The sequence below is a fragment of the Xanthomonas translucens pv. cerealis genome (assembly GCF_006838285.1).
GTDB lineage: Bacteria > Pseudomonadota > Gammaproteobacteria > Xanthomonadales > Xanthomonadaceae > Xanthomonas_A > Xanthomonas_A cerealis.
In genome coordinates this window covers 2,600,420-2,619,013 of sequence record NZ_CP038228.1, presented here as the reverse complement: position 1 = coordinate 2,619,013, position 18,594 = coordinate 2,600,420, and the positions used below count along the sequence as shown (strand labels likewise).

Sequence of the window (18,594 nt, the reverse complement as noted above, 5' to 3'; positions counted from 1 at the left end):
CGCAACACGGTTTCGACGCGGCGGATGGCACATCCTGTGCAACTGCACCCCGCGCAACGGCGCCGCCTGACGATGGCCGACGCACTTCGCGGCAGCGGGCATGCATGCGCTAAAGCGTCCGCAAGTGCGGGTGCTACGCGCGCGCAACGCCTGCAACTGCACTGCCGGCACGTCACCGAGCGTGCAATTTTTAGACATCGAGGTTTTTGGCGGTACCACCCAGGCGCGACGGGCATTCCCGATAACGCCCCGTCGCGACGGATGTCGTTCCCGCAATGATCCAGTTGCCTGCAGCTGCAGGGGGACTGTCCGTCGAACCGACCTTAGGCCACAGGCTCTCGCAGCGCCGGCGCATCCCAGCCCGGGCGCGGCGCGAAGCGCTCGCCGTAGCGCGCCTGCAATGCGCGCAGCCGTTCCAGCAGCACATCGGCGCCGGCGGCACGGATATGCTGGATCGGGCCGCCGCGGAACGGGGCGAAGCCGGTGCCAAAGATCACCCCGGCGTCGAGCAGGTCCGCATCGGCAACCACGCCGTCGTGCAGGCAGGCCACCGCCTCGTTGAGCAGCGGCAGGATCAGGCGGTCTTCCAGATCGGCGGGCGCCTGGTAGTCCTTATCCACGTCGGGCTTGTTCGCACGCCCGTTCTCCCAGGCGTACAAGCCCTGGCCGTCCTTCTTGCCGCGCTTGCCCGGTTCCACCGTCTGCAGCGCGGCCGGAATCGGCAGGCCCAGGAACGGCGCCAGTTCCGCGCCGACCCCGGCAGCCACGTCCAGGCCCACGGTGTCGATCAGTTCGATCGGCCCCATCGGCATGCCGAACCTCACCGCCGCCTTGTCGAGCGCCGGGCCGGGGATACCTTCGGCGTAGGCGGTCGCCGCTTCCAGCAGGTATGGGAACAGCACCCGGTTGACCAGGAAGCCGGGCGTGCCGGCCACCGGCACCGGCAGCTTGTCGATCGCCTTGCAGAACGCCGCCAGCCGCTTCTGGTTGTCGGCGGCCAGGCCGTCGTGGCAGACGATCTCCACCAACGGCATCTGCGCCACCGGGTTGAAGTAGTGCAGGCCGGCGAATTGCGCCGGACGCTGGATGTGTTCGCGCAGTTCGGTCAGTGGAATCGAGGAGGTATTGGTGCTGAGCAGCGCAGCGGGTTGCATCCGCGGCTCCAGCGCCTGGTATAGCTCGCGCTTGGCCTGCGGATTCTCGACGATCGCCTCGATCACCAGGTCGGCCAGCGGCACGCCGTCGCCGCTCAGGTCGCCCTTCAGTCGCGCCGCCACCGCCGGGCGCTTGCTGTCGTCCTTGACCCGCTTTGCGAACAATTCGCCGGCGCGGGTCAGTGCGCCATCGATGAAGCGCTGCTCGCGATCCTGCAGCGTCACTTCGAAGCCCTTGTAGGCCGACCACGCGGCGATGTCGCCGCCCATCACCCCGGCGCCGACCACGTGCACATGGCGGATGCCCGGCGGCGGCATGCCGCCGCCATCCTTGCCGCCCAGCGCCTTGAGCCGCTCGGTGAGGAAGAAGATGCGGATCAGGTTGCGTGCGGTCGGCGTGCTCGCCAGCTTGACCACCGCCTTGCGCTCGGCGTCCAGCCGTGCCTGGATGCCGCCGCCGCCGCTGCGCTCCCACACGCCGATCAGCGCGTACGGCGCGGGGTAGTGTTCCTTGCGCGCCTTGCGCGCGACCTGCTTGCGCATCTGCGGCGCCAGCAGTTTGCGTGCCGGCCAGGTGTTGGTGGCCCAGACGCTGGCGCGCTGCTTGAACGGGCGCACGCTGCCGGTCAAGGCCAGCGCCACTGCGGCATCGAGCAGCACCGCCGGCGCGGCGACCTTGTCGACCAGGCCCATCGCACGGGCCGCCGACGCCGACACGCTGCGCCCGGTCAGCATCAGATCCATCGCCGCCGGCGCGCCGATCAGCCGCGGCAGGCGTGCGCTGCCGCCCCAGCCGGGAAAGATGCCGAGCTTGGTCTCGGGCAGGCCGATGCGGGTGGAGGCGTCGCTGGAGGCGACCCGGTAGCGGCACGCCAGCGCGATCTCGGTGCCGCCGCCCATGCAGAAGCCGTGGATCGCGGCCACGGTCGGGCAGGGCAGTTCGGCGAGTTTCTGGAAGGTAGCCTGGCCGCGGCGGATCGCGTCGTTGACGGTGCCGCGGCGGTCGAATTCCTGGAATTCCTTCAGATCCGCGCCGGCGATGAAGCCGTTGGCCTTGGCCGAGCGGATCACCACGCCCTTGGGCGGGTCGATGGCGATGCGTTCAAGCAGATCGCCCAGCTCCAGCAGCACGTCCTGCGACAGCGCATTGACGGGCGCGTCCTGGCGGTCGAGGCTGAGCACGACGACGCCGTCGTTGCGGATATCCGCCTGCCAGTGACTGAATCGGAGCCCGTCGAAGCCTGAGAGCATGGGGAGGACCATCCGCTTATGTATGGAGAAGATCGTTATCATCCAGAGGTTGTTTCCGTTGCGTCAAATCCCAATCCACAGGGGAGTGACGCGGGTCCCGCGACCGCTGGCATGCCGCCAGCCTAACGGAATGCGGGTTAACGTCGTGGGGCGGCGGTCCGCAGGGCCGCTGAACTTTTTTCCGAATTGGCGGTCAGATGGTCCGACGTAGGTTGGGCTGACAGGAGTGCGGCCCGTTATGGCCGATGTCGAAACACCTCAGGAGCTGGACCTGGAACTGGTCCGGCGTGTGCAGCGCGGCGAGAGCGCGGCGTTCGATGTGCTGGTGCGCAAGTACCAACACCGGATCGTCGGCCTGATCGGGCGCTACATCGCCGACTGGAGCGAATGTCAGGACGTGGCCCAGGACACCTTCATCCGCGCCTACCGCGCGATAGGGAACTTCCGCGGCGACGCCCAGTTCTCCACATGGTTGCACCGTATCGCCGTGAACACCGCCAAGAACCACCTGGTTGCGCACAACCGCAGGCCGCCCACCGACGACGTCGACGTGCTCGACGCCGAGCAGTTCGACAGCGGCACGCGCTTGCGCGACACCGACACGCCCGAGCGCGAACTGATGCGCCAGGAGCTGGAACAGACGGTGATGAAGGCGGTGAATGCGTTGCCGGAAGAATTGCGTACCGCCATCACCCTGCGCGAGGTGGACGGGATGAGCTACGAGGACATCGCGCAGAAGATGGGTTGCCCGATCGGCACGGTGCGCTCGCGCATCTTCCGCGCGCGGGACGCCATCGACGCCGAACTCCGTCCCCTGCTGGATACCGACAGCGCCACTCGTGAGCGACACCGCGTATGACCGATAGCACCTCCATTCCCCAGCCTGCACCGACCCCGGGCGGCTCCGTCCCGGACAAGTTCGAACTGCATTACCGGCAGCAGCTGTCCGCGTTGATCGACGGCGAACTGCCAGCCGACGAAGCGCGCTTCGTGCTGCGCCGGTTGCAGCACGACGAGGAACTGTCCGGTTGCCACGAACGCTGGCAGCTGTGCGGCGACATCCTGCGCGGTCGCGTGTGCATGCCGGCGCCGGCCGATTTCGGCGAGCGCGTGCGCCAGGCGGTGGCGGCCGAGGCGCAGCGCGCCGACGCCGCGCGCGCCAGCGACGCCGCTGGCAGCCGCCGTTCCTGGCGCTGGGGCGGTAGCGCGGCGCTGGCGGCATCGGTCGCCGCCATCGCCTTGTTCATGACCCACGAGCGCCTGCCCGACGCAGCGCCGGCCGCGCCCGTGGCGCACGTCGCCAGTTCAGCTGTGGCGGCCCCCGCCGCGCCTGCGCTCCCGGTTGCCGTGGCGCAGGTTCCGGCGCCGGCGCCGGCCGATCCGCAGGGCGATCTCGGCGCGGCAGTCGCTGCGGCGCCGGCTGTGGCGATCGCCGCTAACCGGCGCCAGGACGCCGTTGCCCGGCGCAGCGCGATCCGTACCCAGCAAGCGGCACGCAGCAGCGCCGCGCGGGCCGCCGAGCCGGCGCGCGCGATCGCCGCCGCGGCTCCGCCGCGGCCTGTGGCCGCGCTGCCGGCCACCGCCACCGCGGCGAGTCCGGCGCTCGCGCAGCAAGCGGCCGCCGATCCGTTCGCGCACCAGTCCACGCGGCTGCAGGCGCGGCCATGGCCGCGTTCGGCGCTGGCGCCGGCCGCGTCCGGTGGCGAGTTCACCGCCAGTTTCCCGCGCCACCGCGCGTCGGCGGCGTTCTATCCGTTCGAGCCGCGGCTGCCGGCCGACGCGGCGCCCGCGCCGTTGCCGCAGCAGCCTTGAACCCAGGCGTCGGTCGAAGCGCGTGCTTCGTTCCGGCACGCGGTGCGCGCCGCATCGCGATTGTTTTCATTCCCTTTCCCGAACCGGAGGCTCGCGTCCGATGACTCACCGTATCCGCAACCATCTGCTGGGCGTGTTGGCCCTGACCTTGCCGCTGGCGGCCTGCGCGCAGCAGCCCGAAGCCGGCGCGCCGGCCGCGCCGCCGCCGGCCGCGCGCGCCGCACCTGCGCCGCAGCTGGTCGCCGGCCTGCCCGATTTCACCAATCTGGTCGAACAGGTCGGGCCCGGCGTGGTCAACGTCGAGAGCACCATCAGCCGCAAGGCCGCGGCCACCCGCGCCGGCGCCGGCGGCATGCCAGACGACGCGCAGATCCCCGAATTCTTCCGCCGCTTCTTCGGCCCGGAAGGCATGCCCGGTCAGCCGGGCCAGCCGGGCATGCCCGGCCAGCAGGGGCCGGACGACGAGGCCCCCCCCGGCGGCCGTTCGATGGGCTCTGGCTTCATCATCTCGGCGGACGGCTACGTGCTGACCAACCACCATGTGGTCGATGGCGCCAGCGAGGTCAAGGTCAAGCTGACCGACCGCCGCGAGTTCACCGCCAAGGTGGTCGGCAGCGACCAGCAGTACGACGTGGCGCTGCTGAAGATCGACGGCAAGAACCTGCCGACGGTGCGCGTGGGCGATTCCAACATGCTCAAGCCCGGCCAGTGGGTGGTGGCGATCGGTTCGCCGTTCGGCCTGGACCACTCGGTCACCGCCGGCATCGTCAGCGCCACCGGGCGCAGCAACCCGTACGCCGACCAGCGCTACGTGCCCTTCATCCAGACCGACGTGGCGATCAACCAGGGCAATTCCGGCGGCCCGCTGCTCAACACCCGCGGCGAGGTGGTCGGCATCAATTCGCAGATCTTTTCCGCGTCCGGCGGCTACATGGGTATCAGCTTCGCGATCCCGATCGACCTGGCGATGAGCGCGGTCGAGCAGATCAAGAAGACCGGCAAGGTCAGCCGCGGCATGCTCGGGGTGACCATGCAGCCGAACATCAGCGATGTGGAGGCCAAGGGCCTGGGCCTGAGCGACACGCGCGGCGCGCTGGTCAACGGCGTGCAGCCGGGCAGCGGCGCGGCCAGGGCCGGGATCGAGCCGGGCGACTTCATCGTTGCCTTCAACGGGCAGAAGATCAACACGCGCGAGGACCTGCCGCCGCTGGTGGGCATGCTGGCGCCGGGCAGCAAGGCGCGGGTCACCGTGATTCGCGACGGCAAGCCGCGCGACATCAGCGTGACCCTGAGCGCGCTCAGCGACGACGGCCTGGCCATGGGTCCGCAGCAACCGGGCCGCGGTGGAGCGGCGCCGGCGCCGCAGGCTGCGGAAAGCAGCGCGCTGGGCATCAGCGTCGAAGAGATCCCGGCGCCGGTACGGCAGAAGCTCGGCCTGCGCGCCGACGAGGGCGTGCAGGTGGCGCAGGTGAGCCGCGCGGTGGCGAGCAAGTCGCAGCTGCGCCCAGGCATGATCGTGTTGCAGGTCGGGCGCACCCCGGTGTCCGACGCGGCGCAGTTCCGCAAGCTCACCGCCGGCGCGAAGAAGGGCGATGTGGTGATGCTGCTGGTGCGCGCGCCGGGTAGCCCGGCCAGCCAGTTCATCGCGATCAGCGTCGACTGAGCGCTCGCTCGACGCACTGCCAATGGCGCCCAGCGAACCCAGATTCGCTGGGCGCCATTGATTTCATTCGGGTTTGTTTCCCGAAACGGTGCCCGCGCGGCCGTTGCCATCCGTGTGCCGCAGCCGGGGCGCCTGGCTCCCTCCGGCCATGCGATAATGGACCGTTATCCTGACGACGGTCCTGGCCGCCGCCCACCTCATGTCCTCTGATTCGATGCGGAACATCCGCAATTTCTCCATCATCGCCCACGTCGACCATGGCAAATCGACCCTGGCCGATCGCATCATCCAGCTCTGTGGCGGCCTGCAGGCGCGCGAGATGGAAGCGCAGGTGCTCGACTCCAACCCGATCGAGCGCGAGCGCGGCATCACCATCAAGGCCCAGTCCGTGTCCTTGCCGTACACGGCCAAGGACGGGCAGGTTTACCAGCTAAACTTCATCGACACCCCCGGCCACGTGGACTTCTCTTACGAAGTCAGCCGCTCGCTGGCGGCCTGCGAGGGCGCGCTGCTGGTGGTGGATGCCGCGCAGGGCGTGGAAGCGCAGTCGGTGGCCAACTGCTACACCGCGGTGGAGCAGGGCCTGGAAGTGGTGCCGGTGCTCAACAAGATCGACCTGCCCACCGCCGACATCGCCCGCGCCAAGGCCGAGATCGAGGCGGTGATCGGCATCGACGCCGAGGACGCGGTGGCGGTCAGCGCCAAGACTGGCTTCAACGTGGACCTGGTGCTGGAGGCGATCGTGCACCGCATCCCGCCGCCCAAGCCGCGCGACACCGACAAGCTGCAGGCGCTGATCATCGACTCGTGGTTCGACAACTATCTGGGCGTGGTCTCGCTGGTGCGGGTGATGCAGGGCGAGATCAAGCCGGGCAGCAAGATCCTGGTGATGTCCACCGGCCGCACCCACCTGGTCGACAAGGTCGGCGTGTTCACCCCCAAGCGCAAGGAACTGACCGCGCTGGGCGCCGGCGAGGTCGGCTGGATCAACGCCTCGATCAAGGACGTGCACGGCGCGCCGGTCGGCGACACCCTGACCCTGGCCGCCGACCCGGCGCCGCATGCGCTGCCCGGTTTCCAGGAAATGCAGCCGCGCGTGTTCGCCGGCCTGTTCCCGGTCGATGCCGAGGACTACCCGGACCTGCGCGAGGCGCTGGACAAGCTGCGCCTCAACGACGCGGCGCTGCGCTTCGAGCCGGAAAGCTCCGAGGCGATGGGCTTCGGCTTCCGCTGCGGCTTCCTCGGCATGCTGCACATGGAGATCGTGCAGGAGCGGCTGGAGCGCGAGTACGACCTCAACCTGATCTCGACCGCGCCAACCGTAGTCTACGAGGTGCTCAAGACCGACGGCAGCGTGATTCCGATGGACAACCCGTCCAAGCTGCCGCCGCTGAACAACGTGGAAGAGATCCGCGAGCCGATCATCCGCGCCAACATCCTGACCCCGCCGGACTACGTCGGCAATATCATCACCCTGTGCGAGGAAAAGCGCGGCAGCCAGATCGGCATCAACTACCTGGGTAGCCAGGTGCAGATCAGCTACGAACTGCCGATGGCCGAAGTGGTGCTGGATTTCTTCGACAAGCTCAAATCGGTATCGCGCGGTTACGCCTCGCTGGACTACCACTTCCTGCGCTTCGACGCCGGCCCGTTCGTGCGCGTGGATACGCTGATCAACGGCGACAAGGTCGATGCGTTGTCGATCATCGTGCATCGCAGTCATGCCGACCGGCGCGGCCGCGAGCTGTGCGAGAAGATGAAGGACCTGATCCCGCGGCAGATGTTCGACGTGGCGATCCAGGCCGCGGTGGGCGCGCAGATCATCTCGCGCAGCACGGTCAAGGCGATGCGCAAGAACGTGCTGGCCAAATGTTATGGTGGCGACGTGTCGCGCAAGAAGAAACTTCTGGAAAAACAGAAGGAAGGCAAGAAGCGCATGAAGCAGGTCGGCCGCGTGGAGATCCCGCAGGAAGCCTTCCTGGCCGTGCTGCAGATGGATAAGTAGCTGGGAATGGCGAACAGGGAATGGGAAGAGCGGGCGCTCTTGCCTTTCCGATTCCCCATGGCCGATTCCCGATTCCCATTCCGAAGGAACAAGAATGAAATGGTTTGAAATCGCGCTGGTGGTCCTGACTTTCGCCACCGGCATCGTCTGGTTGCTGGACAAGTTGTTGTTCGCCAAGCGCCGCGCCGCGCGCGCCGGCCTGCTGGATACCGAGCCGGTGCTCGTCGATTACTCGCGGGCGTTCTTCCCGGTGCTGGCGGTGGTGCTGATCCTGCGCAGTTTCATCGCCGAGCCGTACAAGATTCCGTCCAGCTCGATGATGCCGAACCTGCTGGTCGGCGATTTCATCCTGGTCAACAAGTTCGCCTACGGCTTCCGCCTGCCGATCACCAATCAGAAGGTGATCCCGACCAGCGAGCCCAAGCGCGGCGACGTGGTGGTGTTCAAGCCGCCGCACAAGCCCGACGAGAACTGGATCAAGCGCGTCATCGGCCTGCCCGGCGACCGCATCGGCTTCCACGGCGATACCCTGTACATCAACGGTACGCCGATGAAGTATCAGGTCCGCGGCGAGTACGTCGGCAAGGGCAAGGGCGCGGAGATGACCGGTTCCACGCTGCTCACCGAATACCTGCCGGGCCGCACCCACACCGAACTGGAGTGGCTTGACCGCAACAATCCTGCAGGCCAGGGCGACTGGGTGGTGCCGCCAGGCCAGTATTTCGTGATGGGCGACAATCGCGACAATAGCGAGGACAGCCGCTTCTGGACCCAGACCCACTTCCTGCCCGAGGAGAATCTGCGCGGCAAGGCGTTCCTGGTCTGGCTCAATTGCGAAGGCTGGTTCTGCAGCGGCAGTTTCGATCCCTCGCGGATCGGGACCGGTATCCAGTGATGTCTGGCGTAAAGGGAAGCGCGATGAAGCACCAGCAAAGTGGCATGACCTTGACCTCGTTCGTGATCGTGCTGGCGGTGGTCGGTTTCTTCGCCTACATCGGCATGAAGCTGTTTCCGATGTACATGGAGTACTACGCGGTGCGCTCGGCGATGAAGGGCCTGGCCGCCGAACCGGGCAGTGCCGAGATGGATCCGGCGCAAGCCAAGACGCTGTTGTTCCGCCGTCTGGATATCAACAACTCGGACAACGTGAAGCCGGACGACGTCAAGTTCGAGCGCATGGATTCGGGCTGGAAGATGCATGTGGCCTACGAAGTGCGCAAGCCGCTGGTCGCCAACCTGGACGTGGTCGGCAAGTTCGACATCACCCAGGACCTGACGACGCGCGGTGGCGAGTAAAACGATCCTGCGCGGCGACCGCATCGGTCACCGCTTCGCCGACCCGCAGCTGCTGGCGCAGGCGCTGACCCATCGCAGCGCCGGTGCACCGCACAACGAGCGGCTGGAATTCCTCGGCGACAGCATCGTCAACCAGCTGATCGCCGAGGCGCTGTACCGGCGCTGGCCCAAGGCCGACGAAGGCGCGCTGACCCGCGCCCGCGCAGAACTGGTGCGCGAGGCCTCGCTGGCCACCATCGGCCGCCAGCTGGAACTGGGCGAGCGGCTGACCCTGGGGCCGGGCGAGATGAAGTCCGGCGGGCATCGCCGCGATTCGATCCTGGCCGACGCGGTCGAGGCGGTGGTCGCGGCGATCTATCTGGATGCCGGATTCGAGGCCTGCCGTGCGGTCATCCTGCCCTGGTTCGAGACGGCGCTGGCCGCACTGCCGGTAGGCAAGCCGGAGAAGGACGCCAAGACCCGCCTGCAGGAATGGCTACAGGCCCGGCAGCGGGCGCTGCCGGCGTACGAACTGACCAGCGAAACCGGCGACGAACACGCCAAGCTATTCCGGGTACGCTGCGTACTCGCCGAGCCTGCCCTCGTCACCGAGGGCGAGGGCACCTCGCGACGGCTGGCCGAACAACAGGCCGCCGCCGCCGCCATCGAGCAACTGGATTCGAGCAAGTGAACGAGCAAGCGTCTCCCTACCGCAGCGGCAGCGTGGCCGTGATCGGCCGCCCCAACGTGGGCAAGTCCACCCTGACCAACGCCCTGGTGGGCGCCAAGGTCAGCATCGTCTCCAACCGCCCGCAGACCACCCGGCACCGCTTGCTGGGCATCGCCAGCTTCCCGGAAGGGCAGTTGGTGCTGGTCGACACCCCCGGCCTGCACCGCGAGCAGAAGCGCGCGATGAACCGGGTCATGAACCGCGCCGCGCGCGGCTCGCTGGAAGGTGTGGACGCCGGCCTGCTGGTGATCGAGGCCGGGCGCTGGGACGACGAGGACACGCTGGCGTTCAAGGTGCTCAGCGATTCCGGCATTCCGGTGGTGCTGGTGGTGAACAAGGTCGACCGGCTCAAGGACAAGACCGCGCTGCTGCCGTTCCTGCAGCAGGTCAGCGACGGCCGCAGCTTCGCTGCGGTGCACCCGATCTCCGCGCTCAAGCGCAAGGGCCTGGAAGCGCTGGTGCGCGACCTGCTGGCGCTGGTGCCGGAAGCGCCGGCGATGTTCGGCGAGGACGAGATCACCGACCGCAGCCAGCGCTTCCTGGCCGGCGAACTGGTGCGCGAGCAACTGATGCGCCAGCTCGGTGAAGAGCTGCCGTACGCGACCACGGTTGAGATCGAGCGCTTCGCCGAGGACGGCGCCTTGCTGCGCATCGGCGCGGTGATCTGGGTCGAGCGCGAGGGCCAGAAGGCGATCGTGATCGGCAAGGGCGGCACCCGCCTGAAGGACATCGGCGCCAAGGCCCGGCAGCAGATGGAGCGCCTGTTCGGCGCCAAGGTGTTCCTGGAGACTTGGGTGCGCGTGCGCGAGGGCTGGTCGGACGACGAGGCGGCGCTGAAGGCGTTCGGGTACGGGGAATGAAGCCGGGACCAGGGACCGGGGACCGGGGGCCCGGGAAAAGCGACGCGGCGGTGTGAGGGACGGCGATGCGGGGCATGTTTTGATGATCGAACTCTCTACCAGCATCGCGGCGCTTGAATTGATCGAGTCGAAACGCGTGCTTCTTCAGCACATAGGCCCTGCTTTTGCCTTGGCTTTTCCCGGGTCCCGGGTCCCCGGTCTCCGGTCCCGACTCCACGCATGCTCATAGAACACGAACCCGCCTTCGTCCTGCACGCGCGCCCCTGGCGCGAAACCAGCCTGCTGGTCGAAGTGCTGAGCGTGCAGTACGGCCGGCTGGGCGTGCTTGCGCGGGGCGTGCAGGGGCCGAAGAAGCAGCCGCTGCGCGCCGCGCTGCAGCCGCTGCAGTCGATCCGCTTCAGCGCGCAGCGCCGCGGCGAGCTGGCCCAGCTGCGTGCGGCCGAGGCGGTGGACACGGCGCCGCGCCTGAGCGGCGACGGCATGCTCGCCGGCTTCTACATCAACGAACTGACCCTGCGCCTGGCGCCGCGCGACGATCCTGCGCCGGACTTGTACCTGGCCTACGCGCGGGTGCGCGCGCGGCTGGGCGCGGAGGCGCCGCTGGCGTGGACGCTGCGCTGTTTCGAGCGCGACCTGCTGGACGCGCTGGGCGTGGGGTTCGATCTGCGCCACGACGGCGACGGTGAGCCGATCGACCCCGCTGCGCGCTACGTGCTGGACGCCGAACACGGCCCGCGCCGCCTGCTCAGCGACCGCGGCCACGACCAGCGCAGCGGCATGGCCACCGGCCGCGCGCTGCTGGCGCTGGCCGCCGACGAAATGCCGGTGGCCGAAGACTTGCCCGGCCTGCGCCGCGGCATGCGCGTGGTGTTGATGCACCACCTCGGCGGGCGCGGCCTGAAGTCGTGGGAGATGCTGGAGGATCTGGCGCGGGCGGGCCGGTTTACGTCGGGATCAGGGACCGGGGACTGGGGACCCGGAATAGCGGAGTCGGGACCAGGGACCGGGGACTGGGGACTCGGAACAGCGGAGTCAGGATCGGGGACCGGGGACCAGGGACCCGGAACTGCGGAGTCCGTCGACGGCGCCATGCGGGACTGAGCGGATGGAGCTTGGCCCTCTGGACCTGGCGTCGGTCCCCGTTTCAACGCAACGAAGCTGCCGCGATTTACCAGTGCCGGATTGCATATGGCAAAGCGGCGCCGGCTGTTCCGGGTCCCCGATCCCCGGTCCCGGCCTCAATGCAACAACGCCGCCACCGCCTCGCTGAACTGGCTGCGCGCCTGCGACGACGCCGGGTCGCCTTGCAGCTGGCGTACCGCGCGCGCCAGCCGGGCGGCGCCGACGAAGCCGCAGCTGGCCTGTAGCCGGTGCAGGTGGTTGCGCACCGCCTGTTCGTCGCTGAGCTGCAGCGCCGAGGCGACCGCGTCGCGGGTGCCGGGCAATTCGGCCAGGAACAGTTCGCGCAGCGCGATCAGGTGCGAGCGCTCGCCGTTGAGCGCGACCAGTGCCGTGGTCTCGTCCCAGTCCACCGCCGCCTCCACCGCACCCGGCGCGGTGCCGACGCGGCCACGCGCCAGCAAGCGGCGCACCGCCTGCAGCAGGCGTTCGGGACTGAGCGGTTTCAGCAGCACTTCGGCGAAACCGGCGCCGAGCAGGTGGTCGCGCACCGCGCTGCTGGCATCGGCGGTGTGCGCCAGCGCCAGGGTGCCGGGGCGTTGCCGCTGCAGGCGCTGCAGCAGGTCGGCGCCATTGCCGTCGGGCAGGTTGGCGTCGATCAGCCACAGGTCGTGTTCCTGCGCCTGCGCACTGGTCAGCGCGGAAGCGACGGTGTCTGCCAGATCGACCTGCGCGGGCAGGGATTGCAGCGTCACTTGCAAAAACGTGCGACTGATCGGGTCGTCCTCGACCAGCAAAAGTCGCGTCACAGGGTCCTGGGTCGATGCCATCCTTATGCCTCCATGCGGCCTGGGCGCATCTTAGCGGCTGCGACGATGCGTCGCATCACTTTGCGCCGCCGCCGCCGCGTCCGCAAGCGGGTGTCCCGGGCCAGCCGCCGGGAGCCGATGGCCGGATCGGCGCATGCCAGGGCAACCCGAAGCGCCGCGCCCGGGCGCTTGCGCGGCCCGTGTCGGCGCAAGCGCCCAGGCACGGCACGGCCGCTCCCGGCGCATCGGCAGGCCCTGGCGCATCTGCGACAATAGCCGCCCTTTTCCGCCCGCAGCCTGCCGCCACGTGGCCCGATCCAGAAAACGCCTAGACCGCACCCCGTTCCAGACCCGGATCGACGACCTGAGCCACGATGGCCGCGGCGTCGCCCGCCGCGAGGGCGAGGGCGGCAAGGTCGCCTTCGTCGCTGGCGCGCTGCCGGGCGAGACGGTCCTCGCCGAACCCACCGCGCACAACCGCCATTTCGACGAGGCGCGCACCCTGCAGGTGCTGCAGGCCTCGCCGCAGCGGGTCGAACCGCGCTGCCCGCATTTCGGGGTCTGCGCCGGCTGCGTGCTGCAGCATCTGGCCGAGGACCAGCAGATCCTGGCCAAGCAGCGGGTGCTGACCGAGAACCTGGAGCGGATCGGCCATGTGACCCCGCACACTGTGCTGCCGGCGCTGTCCGGTGCGTCATGGGGCTACCGGCGCAAGGGCCGTTTCTCGGTGCGCCGGGTGGAGAAGAAGGACAAGACCCTGGTCGGCTTCCGCGAGCAGGACCCGCGCTTCGTCGCCGACCTGTCGGTGTGCCACACGGTGATTCCGCAGATCGGCTTCAAGGTGAGCGCGCTGGCCGAGCTGGTCGAGCGCCTGGACGGCAAGCGCGACATTCCGCAGATCGAGTTCATCGCCGGCGACGACACCGTGGCGCTGACCTTCCGCCACATGCAGCCGCTCAGCGCGCGCGACCAGGACGCGCTGGTGGCGTTCGCCCAGGCCCACGAGTTCGCCATCTTCCTGCAGCCCGGCGGCGTGGACAGCGTGCATCCGCTGTACCCGCAGGACGTGGCGCTATCGTTCCGGCTGCCGCAATGGGACGTGGAGCTGGCGTTCCGGCCGCTGGACTTCATCCAGGTCAACGCCTCGCTCAATCAGAAGATGATCGCGCACGCGCTGGCGCTGCTCGACGCGCACCCTGGCGATCGCGTGCTCGACCTGTTCTGCGGGCTGGGCAATTTCACCCTGCCGCTGGCGCGTAAGGTGCGCGAGGTGGTGGGCGTGGAAGGCGACGCGGGACTGGTGGCGCGGGCGCGCGACAACGCGCAGCGCAATGGCCTGGACAACGCGCAGTTCTTTGCCGCCGACCTGACCCAGGACCAGGGCCAGGCGCCGTGGATGCAGCAGGGCTTCGACAAGCTGCTGCTCGACCCGCCGCGCTCCGGCGCGATCGAGGTGTTGCGGCAGCTGCCGCTGGAGACGTTCCAGCGCATCGTCTACGTCAGCTGCCACCCCGGCTCGCTGGCGCGCGATGCCGGCTACCTGGTCAACGAACAGGGCTTCGTGTTGAAGGCGGCTGGCGCGATGGACATGTTTCCGCATACGGCGCATGTGGAGAGCATTGCGGTGTTTGAGAAGCCGGGAATCGGGAATGGGGAATAGGGAGTGGTAACAGCGGCGTCTGCGCGTTGGCTTATGCTTTTCCCATTCTCCTTTCCTGATTCCCTAGTCCCATGGCCATCGAAATCGAACGCAAATTCCTCGTCACCGGCGACGGCTGGCGCGCCACGGCGCAGCGGGTGATCCCGATGGCGCAGGGCTATATCAACGACCAGGCGGCGATGGACAGCGGCGCGCAGAAGGCGTCGGTGCGGGTCCGCCTGCAGGGCGAGGCAGCGTTCCTCAATCTGAAGTCGCGCGCGCTTGGGCACACCCGCCAGGAGTTCGAATATCCGCTGCCGCTGGACGATGCGCGCGCGCTGCTGGCGCTGTGCGTGGGCGGGCTGATCGACAAGCGCCGGCATCTGGTGCAGCACCAGGGCCATCTGTGGGAAGTGGACGAGTTCCTCGGCGACAACGCCGGGCTGGTGGTCGCCGAGATCGAGCTGGACAGCGCCGACGAGGCCTTCGCCAAGCCCGACTGGATCGGCGCCGAAGTCACCGAGGATGCGCGCTACTACAACCTGGCGCTGGCCTCGCATCCGTTCTGCCGCTGGCCGCGCGTCTGAGCGCCGGAAACGGCATCGCCGCCCCATGGCAGCGACCACGGCGATCTGCCGTATGCTTTTCCGAGTCCCAAGTCCCAAGTCCCAAGTCCCAAGTCCCAAGTCCCAAGTCCCGATCCTCATGCGCATCGACATCTGGTCCGACGTAGTCTGCCCCTGGTGCTGGATCGGCAAGCGCCGATTGCAGCAGGGTATCGCCGCGCTCGGCGCGGATGCGCCGGTGCTGCAGATCCACTGGCATCCCTACCTGCTCGATCCCGATGCCGGCACCGAGCCGGTGCCGCTGCGCGAGGCGTATGCGGCCAAGTTCGGTGGCGCCGCGCGCACCGAGCAGATCCTGGCGCAGACCCAGGCCACCGCGCGTGCCGAGGGCCTGCCGTTCGACTTCGACCGCGGCCAGGTGCGGGTGACCACGCTGCCGGCGCACCGGCTGTTGTGGCTGGCCGCGCGCGAAGGCGACGCCGAGGCGGTGGCCGAGGCGCTGTTCCACGCGCATTTCGCCGAAGGGCGCAACCTTGCCGAGGCCGGCACGCTGCTCGCCGCCGGTGCCGCTGGCGGGTTGCCTGCCGCGCGCGTGCAGGCGCTGCTGGACGGCGACGAGGGCTTGGCCGAGCTCCAGGCGCAGCTGCAGCAGGCGCAGGCGATGGGCATCCGCGCGGTGCCGACTTATCTCATCGACGGCCGCCACGCGATCCAGGGCGCGCAGCCGCCTGAGGTGTTCGCCGTGGCCCTGCGCGGCCTGCTGCCGCCGGCGCCCGATGCGGCGCAGGACGGCGGCCCCGACGGTTGCGCAGTGTAGGCCGGTCACACGAGCGCAACGTGGCGCAGCCACGGCGTGCCACCGGCACGCGCTGGCAGCGCACGGCGCCGCGGCGGCCTGTCGCCGGCGCCGGCATCTGCGACAATGCCGCCCAGGCGCGCTGAACAGCGCTGGCAGGAGAACCCCCCCGCATGCTCGCGATCGGCGTCGCCGGTACCGAACTCACCGCCCAGGAACGCGACTGGCTGCAGCACGATGCCGTCGCCGGCGTGGTCCTGTTCAAACGCAATTTCGCCTCTAGGGCGCAGCTGGTGGAGCTGACCGCGGCGATCCGCGCCGCGGCGCCGCGGCCGCAGCTGATCTGCGTGGACCAGGAAGGCGGCCGCGTGCAGCGCTTCCGCGAAGGCTATAGCGCCTTGCCGCCGCTGCACGGCTTCGGCGCGCTGTATGCGCGCGACCGCGACGCGGCGCTGGCGCTGGCCGAGCAGCATGCCTGGCTGATGGCCAGCGAGGTCCGCGCCAGCGGCGTGGACCTGAGCTTCGCCCCGGTGGTGGACCTGGCGCGCGGCAACCGCGCGATCGGCGACCGCGCCTTCAGCGACGATCCGCAGGTGGTGGCCGCGTTCACCGCCGCCTACGTGCGCGGCATGCACAGCGTCGGCATGGCCGCCACGCTCAAGCACTTCCCGGGCCACGGCACGGTGCTGGAAGACACCCACGTCGACAGCGCCGAGGATCCGCGCCCGCTCGACGTGCTGCGCCAGGAAGACCTGCTGCCGTTCGTCGCCGGCATCGGCGCCGGTGCCGATGCGGTGATGATGGCGCACGTGGTCTACCCGCAGGTGGCGCCGGAACCGGCCGGCTATTCGTCGCGCTGGATCCAGCAGATCCTGCGCCAGGAACTGGGCTTCCGCGGCGTGGTGTTCTCCGACGACATCGGCATGGCCGCCTCGTTCGCCGCCGGCGGCGTCGCCGCGCGCGTGTCCGCGCACCTGGACGCCGGCTGCGACGTGGTCCTGGTCTGCCATCCCGAACTGGTCGAAGACTCGCTGCAGGCGGTGCGCGAGCGCCCGCTCAATACCGCCGCGCTGCTTGGCCTGATCGGCCGCGGCGCCCTCGGCTGGGACGGCCTGCTCGCCGATGCCCGCTACGGCCACACCCAATCCCACCTGCTCGTAACCCTCGGAAAAACCGCCTGATGTCCACTCTCACCATCGCCCAGGCCCTGGCCCAGGCCGACCTGCTGGTCGATCGTCCGCACCTCGACCAGGCCATCGCGCGCATGGCCGACGCCATCGCCGCCGACTACCGCGGCGAGATCCCGGTCTACCTGACCATCATGCACGGCGCGCTGCCGTTCGCCGGGCAGCTGGCGCTGGAACTGGGCGCGCGCGGCCAGGACCTGCAGCTGGATTACCTGCATGCCACCCGCTACCGCGGCGAAACCGTCGGCGGCGAACTGGTGTGGAAGCATCGCCCGGCCACCGCCCTGTATGGGCGCCGCGTGTTGCTGCTCGACGACATCCTCGACGAAGGCCTGACCCTGCTGGCGGTGCGCGAATGGTGCCTGGAGCAGGGCGCCACCGACGTGCGCATCGCGGCGATGACGGTCAAGCGCCACGACCGCCGCGTGGACGACGTCAACGCCGACTACGTGGGCGTGGACGTGCCCGACCGCTATGTGTTCGGCTTCGGCATGGACGTCAACGAAGGCCTGCGCAACCTGCCGGCGATCTACGCGATGAAGGAATAAGGCGCGGCGCCTTTTCCCATCGCGTGCCGGCCGTCGTGGCCGGCGCGTGCGCATATTCCGATTCGAGGATCCGCATGGACAACATCGCACTGGCCGTCATCGGCGGCACCGGCGTCTACAAACTCGCACAGCTGGACGACGTGCAGACCCGCGAGGTCGACACCCGTTACGGCAGCCCATCCGGCCCGCTGCGCATCGGCACGCTGCTCGGTCACCGGGTCGCGTTCCTGGCCCGCCACGGCGAAGGCCATTCGCTGCCGCCGCACAAGATCAATTACCGCGCAAACCTTGCGGCGCTGCAGCAAATCGGCGCCACCCGGGTGCTCGCGCTCAACACCGTCGGCGGCATCGGCGAGCGCTTCGGGCCGCGCGTGCTGGCCTGCCCGGACCAGCTGATCGACTACACCTGGGGGCGCGTGTCCACGCTCAGCGAGGAGCCGGGCAGCGAGGTGCTGCACGTGGATTTCGGCCATCCGTATTCGCCGATGCTGCGCAGCAAGGTGCTGGCCGCCGCGCGCGTGACCGGTGCCGAGGTGGTCGCCGGCGGTTGCTACGGCGCCACCCAGGGACCGCGTTTGGAAACGATTGCAGAGATCGCCCGGTTGCGTCGCGACGGCTGCGATCTGGTCGGCATGACCGGCATGCCGGAAGCGGGCCTGGCGCGCGAATTAGGCCTGGAATACGTGTGTTTGGCGATCGTGGCGAACTGGGCCGCGGGCTGCGGCGACGCCCAGGAAATCACCCTGGCCGAGGTGCTTGCGAACGTGGAGGCGGCGTCGGCAGGGTTGCCGGAGCTGATCGGCGAACTGGCGCGCGGGTGATTGTCTTCGTTGCGCAAGCTTTGCATACTCCGCCGGTGCGGGCTGCCGCACAACCACCACCCATTCATTGCACAAGGTCTCGCATCACCATGCCGAACGGTACCGTCAAGTGGTTCAACGACGCCAAGGGATTTGGCTTTATTTCGCCGGAAGACGGCAGCGCCGATGTATTCGCGCACTTCTCCGCGATCAATTCCAAGGGCTTCCGCAGCCTGCAGGAAGGACAGCGTGTCAGCTATGAGGTGACCCAGGGTCCGAAGGGCGCGCAGGCCTCCAATATTACGCCCGTCGAGTAAATCGCTTGCTCGGCTGAGCTGTTTTTGAACCCCGCTTCGGCGGGGTTTTTTATGGATGGCGAT

The 18,594-nt window shown here is 68.9% G+C and carries 18 protein-coding genes; 16 read left to right on the top strand and 2 right to left on the bottom strand.

Annotated elements, in window-relative coordinates; all coding sequences use genetic code 11:
- Window positions 1-323: 323 nt before the first annotated feature.
- Window positions 324-2,405 carry a 3-hydroxyacyl-CoA dehydrogenase NAD-binding domain-containing protein gene (locus E4A48_RS11430; RefSeq protein ID WP_142742432.1) on the bottom strand — a complete coding sequence of 694 codons (2,082 nt, stop codon included), beginning with the start codon at window positions 2,403-2,405 and terminating at the stop codon, window positions 324-326.
- A gap of 238 nt (window positions 2,406-2,643) precedes the next feature.
- On the opposite strand from E4A48_RS11430, the gene rpoE reads away from it, so the two are divergent.
- The 9 genes from rpoE to recO all read left to right on the top strand — a co-directional run bounded on the left by rpoE (window position 2,644) and on the right by recO (window position 11,851).
- Complete coding sequence (gene rpoE, locus E4A48_RS11425) at window positions 2,644-3,264, top strand: RNA polymerase sigma factor RpoE (protein WP_003470887.1); 621 nt, start codon at window positions 2,644-2,646, stop codon at window positions 3,262-3,264.
- Window positions 3,261-4,217, top strand: coding sequence for a sigma-E factor negative regulatory protein (locus E4A48_RS11420; protein WP_142742431.1), 957 nt, complete (start codon window positions 3,261-3,263; stop codon window positions 4,215-4,217). The genes rpoE and E4A48_RS11420 overlap by 4 nt, the downstream gene beginning before the upstream one ends.
- 100 nt (window positions 4,218-4,317) lie before the next feature.
- A complete protein-coding gene (locus tag E4A48_RS11415) occupies window positions 4,318-5,880 on the top strand; it encodes a DegQ family serine endoprotease (protein WP_039007087.1) in 1,563 nt (520 codons plus the stop codon).
- 214 nt (window positions 5,881-6,094) lie between these two features.
- A complete protein-coding gene (gene lepA / locus E4A48_RS11410; protein ID WP_039007085.1) occupies window positions 6,095-7,885 on the top strand; it encodes a translation elongation factor 4 in 1,791 nt (596 codons plus the stop codon).
- Between the two features lie 94 nt (window positions 7,886-7,979).
- A complete protein-coding gene (gene lepB / locus E4A48_RS11405) occupies window positions 7,980-8,780 on the top strand; it encodes a signal peptidase I (protein WP_039007083.1) in 801 nt (266 codons plus the stop codon).
- A gap of 23 nt (window positions 8,781-8,803) precedes the next feature.
- Window positions 8,804-9,181: a DUF4845 domain-containing protein gene (locus E4A48_RS11400; protein ID WP_039007082.1), complete on the top strand. Its 378-nt coding sequence runs from the start codon at window positions 8,804-8,806 to the stop codon at window positions 9,179-9,181.
- Window positions 9,171-9,851 (top strand): ribonuclease III, encoded by a 681-nt coding sequence (gene rnc / locus E4A48_RS11395; RefSeq protein WP_039007081.1) that lies wholly within the window; start codon window positions 9,171-9,173, stop codon window positions 9,849-9,851. Before E4A48_RS11400 ends, rnc begins: the two co-directional genes overlap by 11 nt.
- Entirely contained in the window at window positions 9,848-10,750 is a 903-nt protein-coding gene (gene era, locus E4A48_RS11390; protein ID WP_039007080.1) for a GTPase Era, read from the top strand. Before rnc ends, era begins: the two co-directional genes overlap by 4 nt.
- Window positions 10,751-10,969: 219 nt before the next feature.
- Window positions 10,970-11,851: a DNA repair protein RecO gene (gene recO / locus E4A48_RS11385; RefSeq protein ID WP_039007079.1), complete on the top strand. Its 882-nt coding sequence runs from the start codon at window positions 10,970-10,972 to the stop codon at window positions 11,849-11,851.
- 137 nt (window positions 11,852-11,988) lie between these two features.
- Here recO and E4A48_RS11380 read toward each other — a convergent pair whose 3' ends face one another.
- The gene (locus E4A48_RS11380; protein WP_039007077.1) at window positions 11,989-12,699 is read right to left on the bottom strand and encodes a response regulator; all 711 of its coding nucleotides are present in this window, start codon (window positions 12,697-12,699) and stop codon (window positions 11,989-11,991) included.
- A gap of 286 nt (window positions 12,700-12,985) precedes the next feature.
- Between E4A48_RS11380 and rlmD the strand changes: the two genes are divergently transcribed.
- From rlmD to cspE, 7 genes are all read left to right on the top strand, one after another.
- Window positions 12,986-14,338 carry a 23S rRNA (uracil(1939)-C(5))-methyltransferase RlmD gene (gene rlmD / locus E4A48_RS11375; RefSeq protein ID WP_039007075.1) on the top strand — a complete coding sequence of 451 codons (1,353 nt, stop codon included), beginning with the start codon at window positions 12,986-12,988 and terminating at the stop codon, window positions 14,336-14,338.
- A gap of 71 nt (window positions 14,339-14,409) precedes the next feature.
- Entirely contained in the window at window positions 14,410-14,904 is a 495-nt protein-coding gene (locus E4A48_RS11370; RefSeq protein ID WP_039007073.1) for a CYTH domain-containing protein, read from the top strand.
- A 118-nt stretch (window positions 14,905-15,022) separates the two neighbouring features.
- Complete coding sequence (locus E4A48_RS11365) at window positions 15,023-15,700, top strand: DsbA family oxidoreductase (RefSeq protein WP_058196773.1); 678 nt, start codon at window positions 15,023-15,025, stop codon at window positions 15,698-15,700.
- 152 nt (window positions 15,701-15,852) lie between these two features.
- Complete coding sequence (nagZ, locus tag E4A48_RS11360; RefSeq protein WP_039007069.1) at window positions 15,853-16,860, top strand: beta-N-acetylhexosaminidase; 1,008 nt, start codon at window positions 15,853-15,855, stop codon at window positions 16,858-16,860.
- Window positions 16,860-17,414 (top strand): hypoxanthine-guanine phosphoribosyltransferase, encoded by a 555-nt coding sequence (locus E4A48_RS11355; protein WP_003479260.1) that lies wholly within the window; start codon window positions 16,860-16,862, stop codon window positions 17,412-17,414. Before nagZ ends, E4A48_RS11355 begins: the two co-directional genes overlap by 1 nt.
- A 74-nt stretch (window positions 17,415-17,488) precedes the next feature.
- Window positions 17,489-18,235, top strand: coding sequence for an S-methyl-5'-thioinosine phosphorylase (locus E4A48_RS11350; protein ID WP_039007066.1), 747 nt, complete (start codon window positions 17,489-17,491; stop codon window positions 18,233-18,235).
- 89 nt (window positions 18,236-18,324) lie between these two features.
- Window positions 18,325-18,531 carry a transcription antiterminator/RNA stability regulator CspE gene (gene cspE, locus E4A48_RS11345; protein ID WP_039007063.1) on the top strand — a complete coding sequence of 69 codons (207 nt, stop codon included), beginning with the start codon at window positions 18,325-18,327 and terminating at the stop codon, window positions 18,529-18,531.
- The last annotated feature ends 63 nt before the right edge of the window (window positions 18,532-18,594 follow it).

What these genes read in the sequence shown, in the direction of transcription:
- E4A48_RS11430 (WP_142742432.1), bottom strand. Translation starts at nt 2,405, where the DNA reads ATGCTCTCAGGCTTCGACGGGCTCCGATTCAGTCACTGGCAGGCGGAT.
- rpoE (WP_003470887.1), top strand. Translation starts at nt 2,644, where the DNA reads ATGGCCGATGTCGAAACACCTCAGGAGCTGGACCTGGAACTGGTCCGG.
- E4A48_RS11420 (WP_142742431.1), top strand. Translation starts at nt 3,261, where the DNA reads ATGACCGATAGCACCTCCATTCCCCAGCCTGCACCGACCCCGGGCGGC.
- E4A48_RS11415 (WP_039007087.1), top strand. Translation starts at nt 4,318, where the DNA reads ATGACTCACCGTATCCGCAACCATCTGCTGGGCGTGTTGGCCCTGACC.
- lepA (WP_039007085.1), top strand. Translation starts at nt 6,095, where the DNA reads ATGCGGAACATCCGCAATTTCTCCATCATCGCCCACGTCGACCATGGC.
- lepB (WP_039007083.1), top strand. Translation starts at nt 7,980, where the DNA reads ATGAAATGGTTTGAAATCGCGCTGGTGGTCCTGACTTTCGCCACCGGC.
- E4A48_RS11400 (WP_039007082.1), top strand. Translation starts at nt 8,804, where the DNA reads ATGAAGCACCAGCAAAGTGGCATGACCTTGACCTCGTTCGTGATCGTG.
- recO (WP_039007079.1), top strand. Translation starts at nt 10,970, where the DNA reads ATGCTCATAGAACACGAACCCGCCTTCGTCCTGCACGCGCGCCCCTGG.
- E4A48_RS11380 (WP_039007077.1), bottom strand. Translation starts at nt 12,699, where the DNA reads ATGGCATCGACCCAGGACCCTGTGACGCGACTTTTGCTGGTCGAGGAC.
- E4A48_RS11370 (WP_039007073.1), top strand. Translation starts at nt 14,410, where the DNA reads ATGGCCATCGAAATCGAACGCAAATTCCTCGTCACCGGCGACGGCTGG.
- E4A48_RS11365 (WP_058196773.1), top strand. Translation starts at nt 15,023, where the DNA reads ATGCGCATCGACATCTGGTCCGACGTAGTCTGCCCCTGGTGCTGGATC.
- nagZ (WP_039007069.1), top strand. Translation starts at nt 15,853, where the DNA reads ATGCTCGCGATCGGCGTCGCCGGTACCGAACTCACCGCCCAGGAACGC.
- E4A48_RS11355 (WP_003479260.1), top strand. Translation starts at nt 16,860, where the DNA reads ATGTCCACTCTCACCATCGCCCAGGCCCTGGCCCAGGCCGACCTGCTG.
- E4A48_RS11350 (WP_039007066.1), top strand. Translation starts at nt 17,489, where the DNA reads ATGGACAACATCGCACTGGCCGTCATCGGCGGCACCGGCGTCTACAAA.
- cspE (WP_039007063.1), top strand. Translation starts at nt 18,325, where the DNA reads ATGCCGAACGGTACCGTCAAGTGGTTCAACGACGCCAAGGGATTTGGC.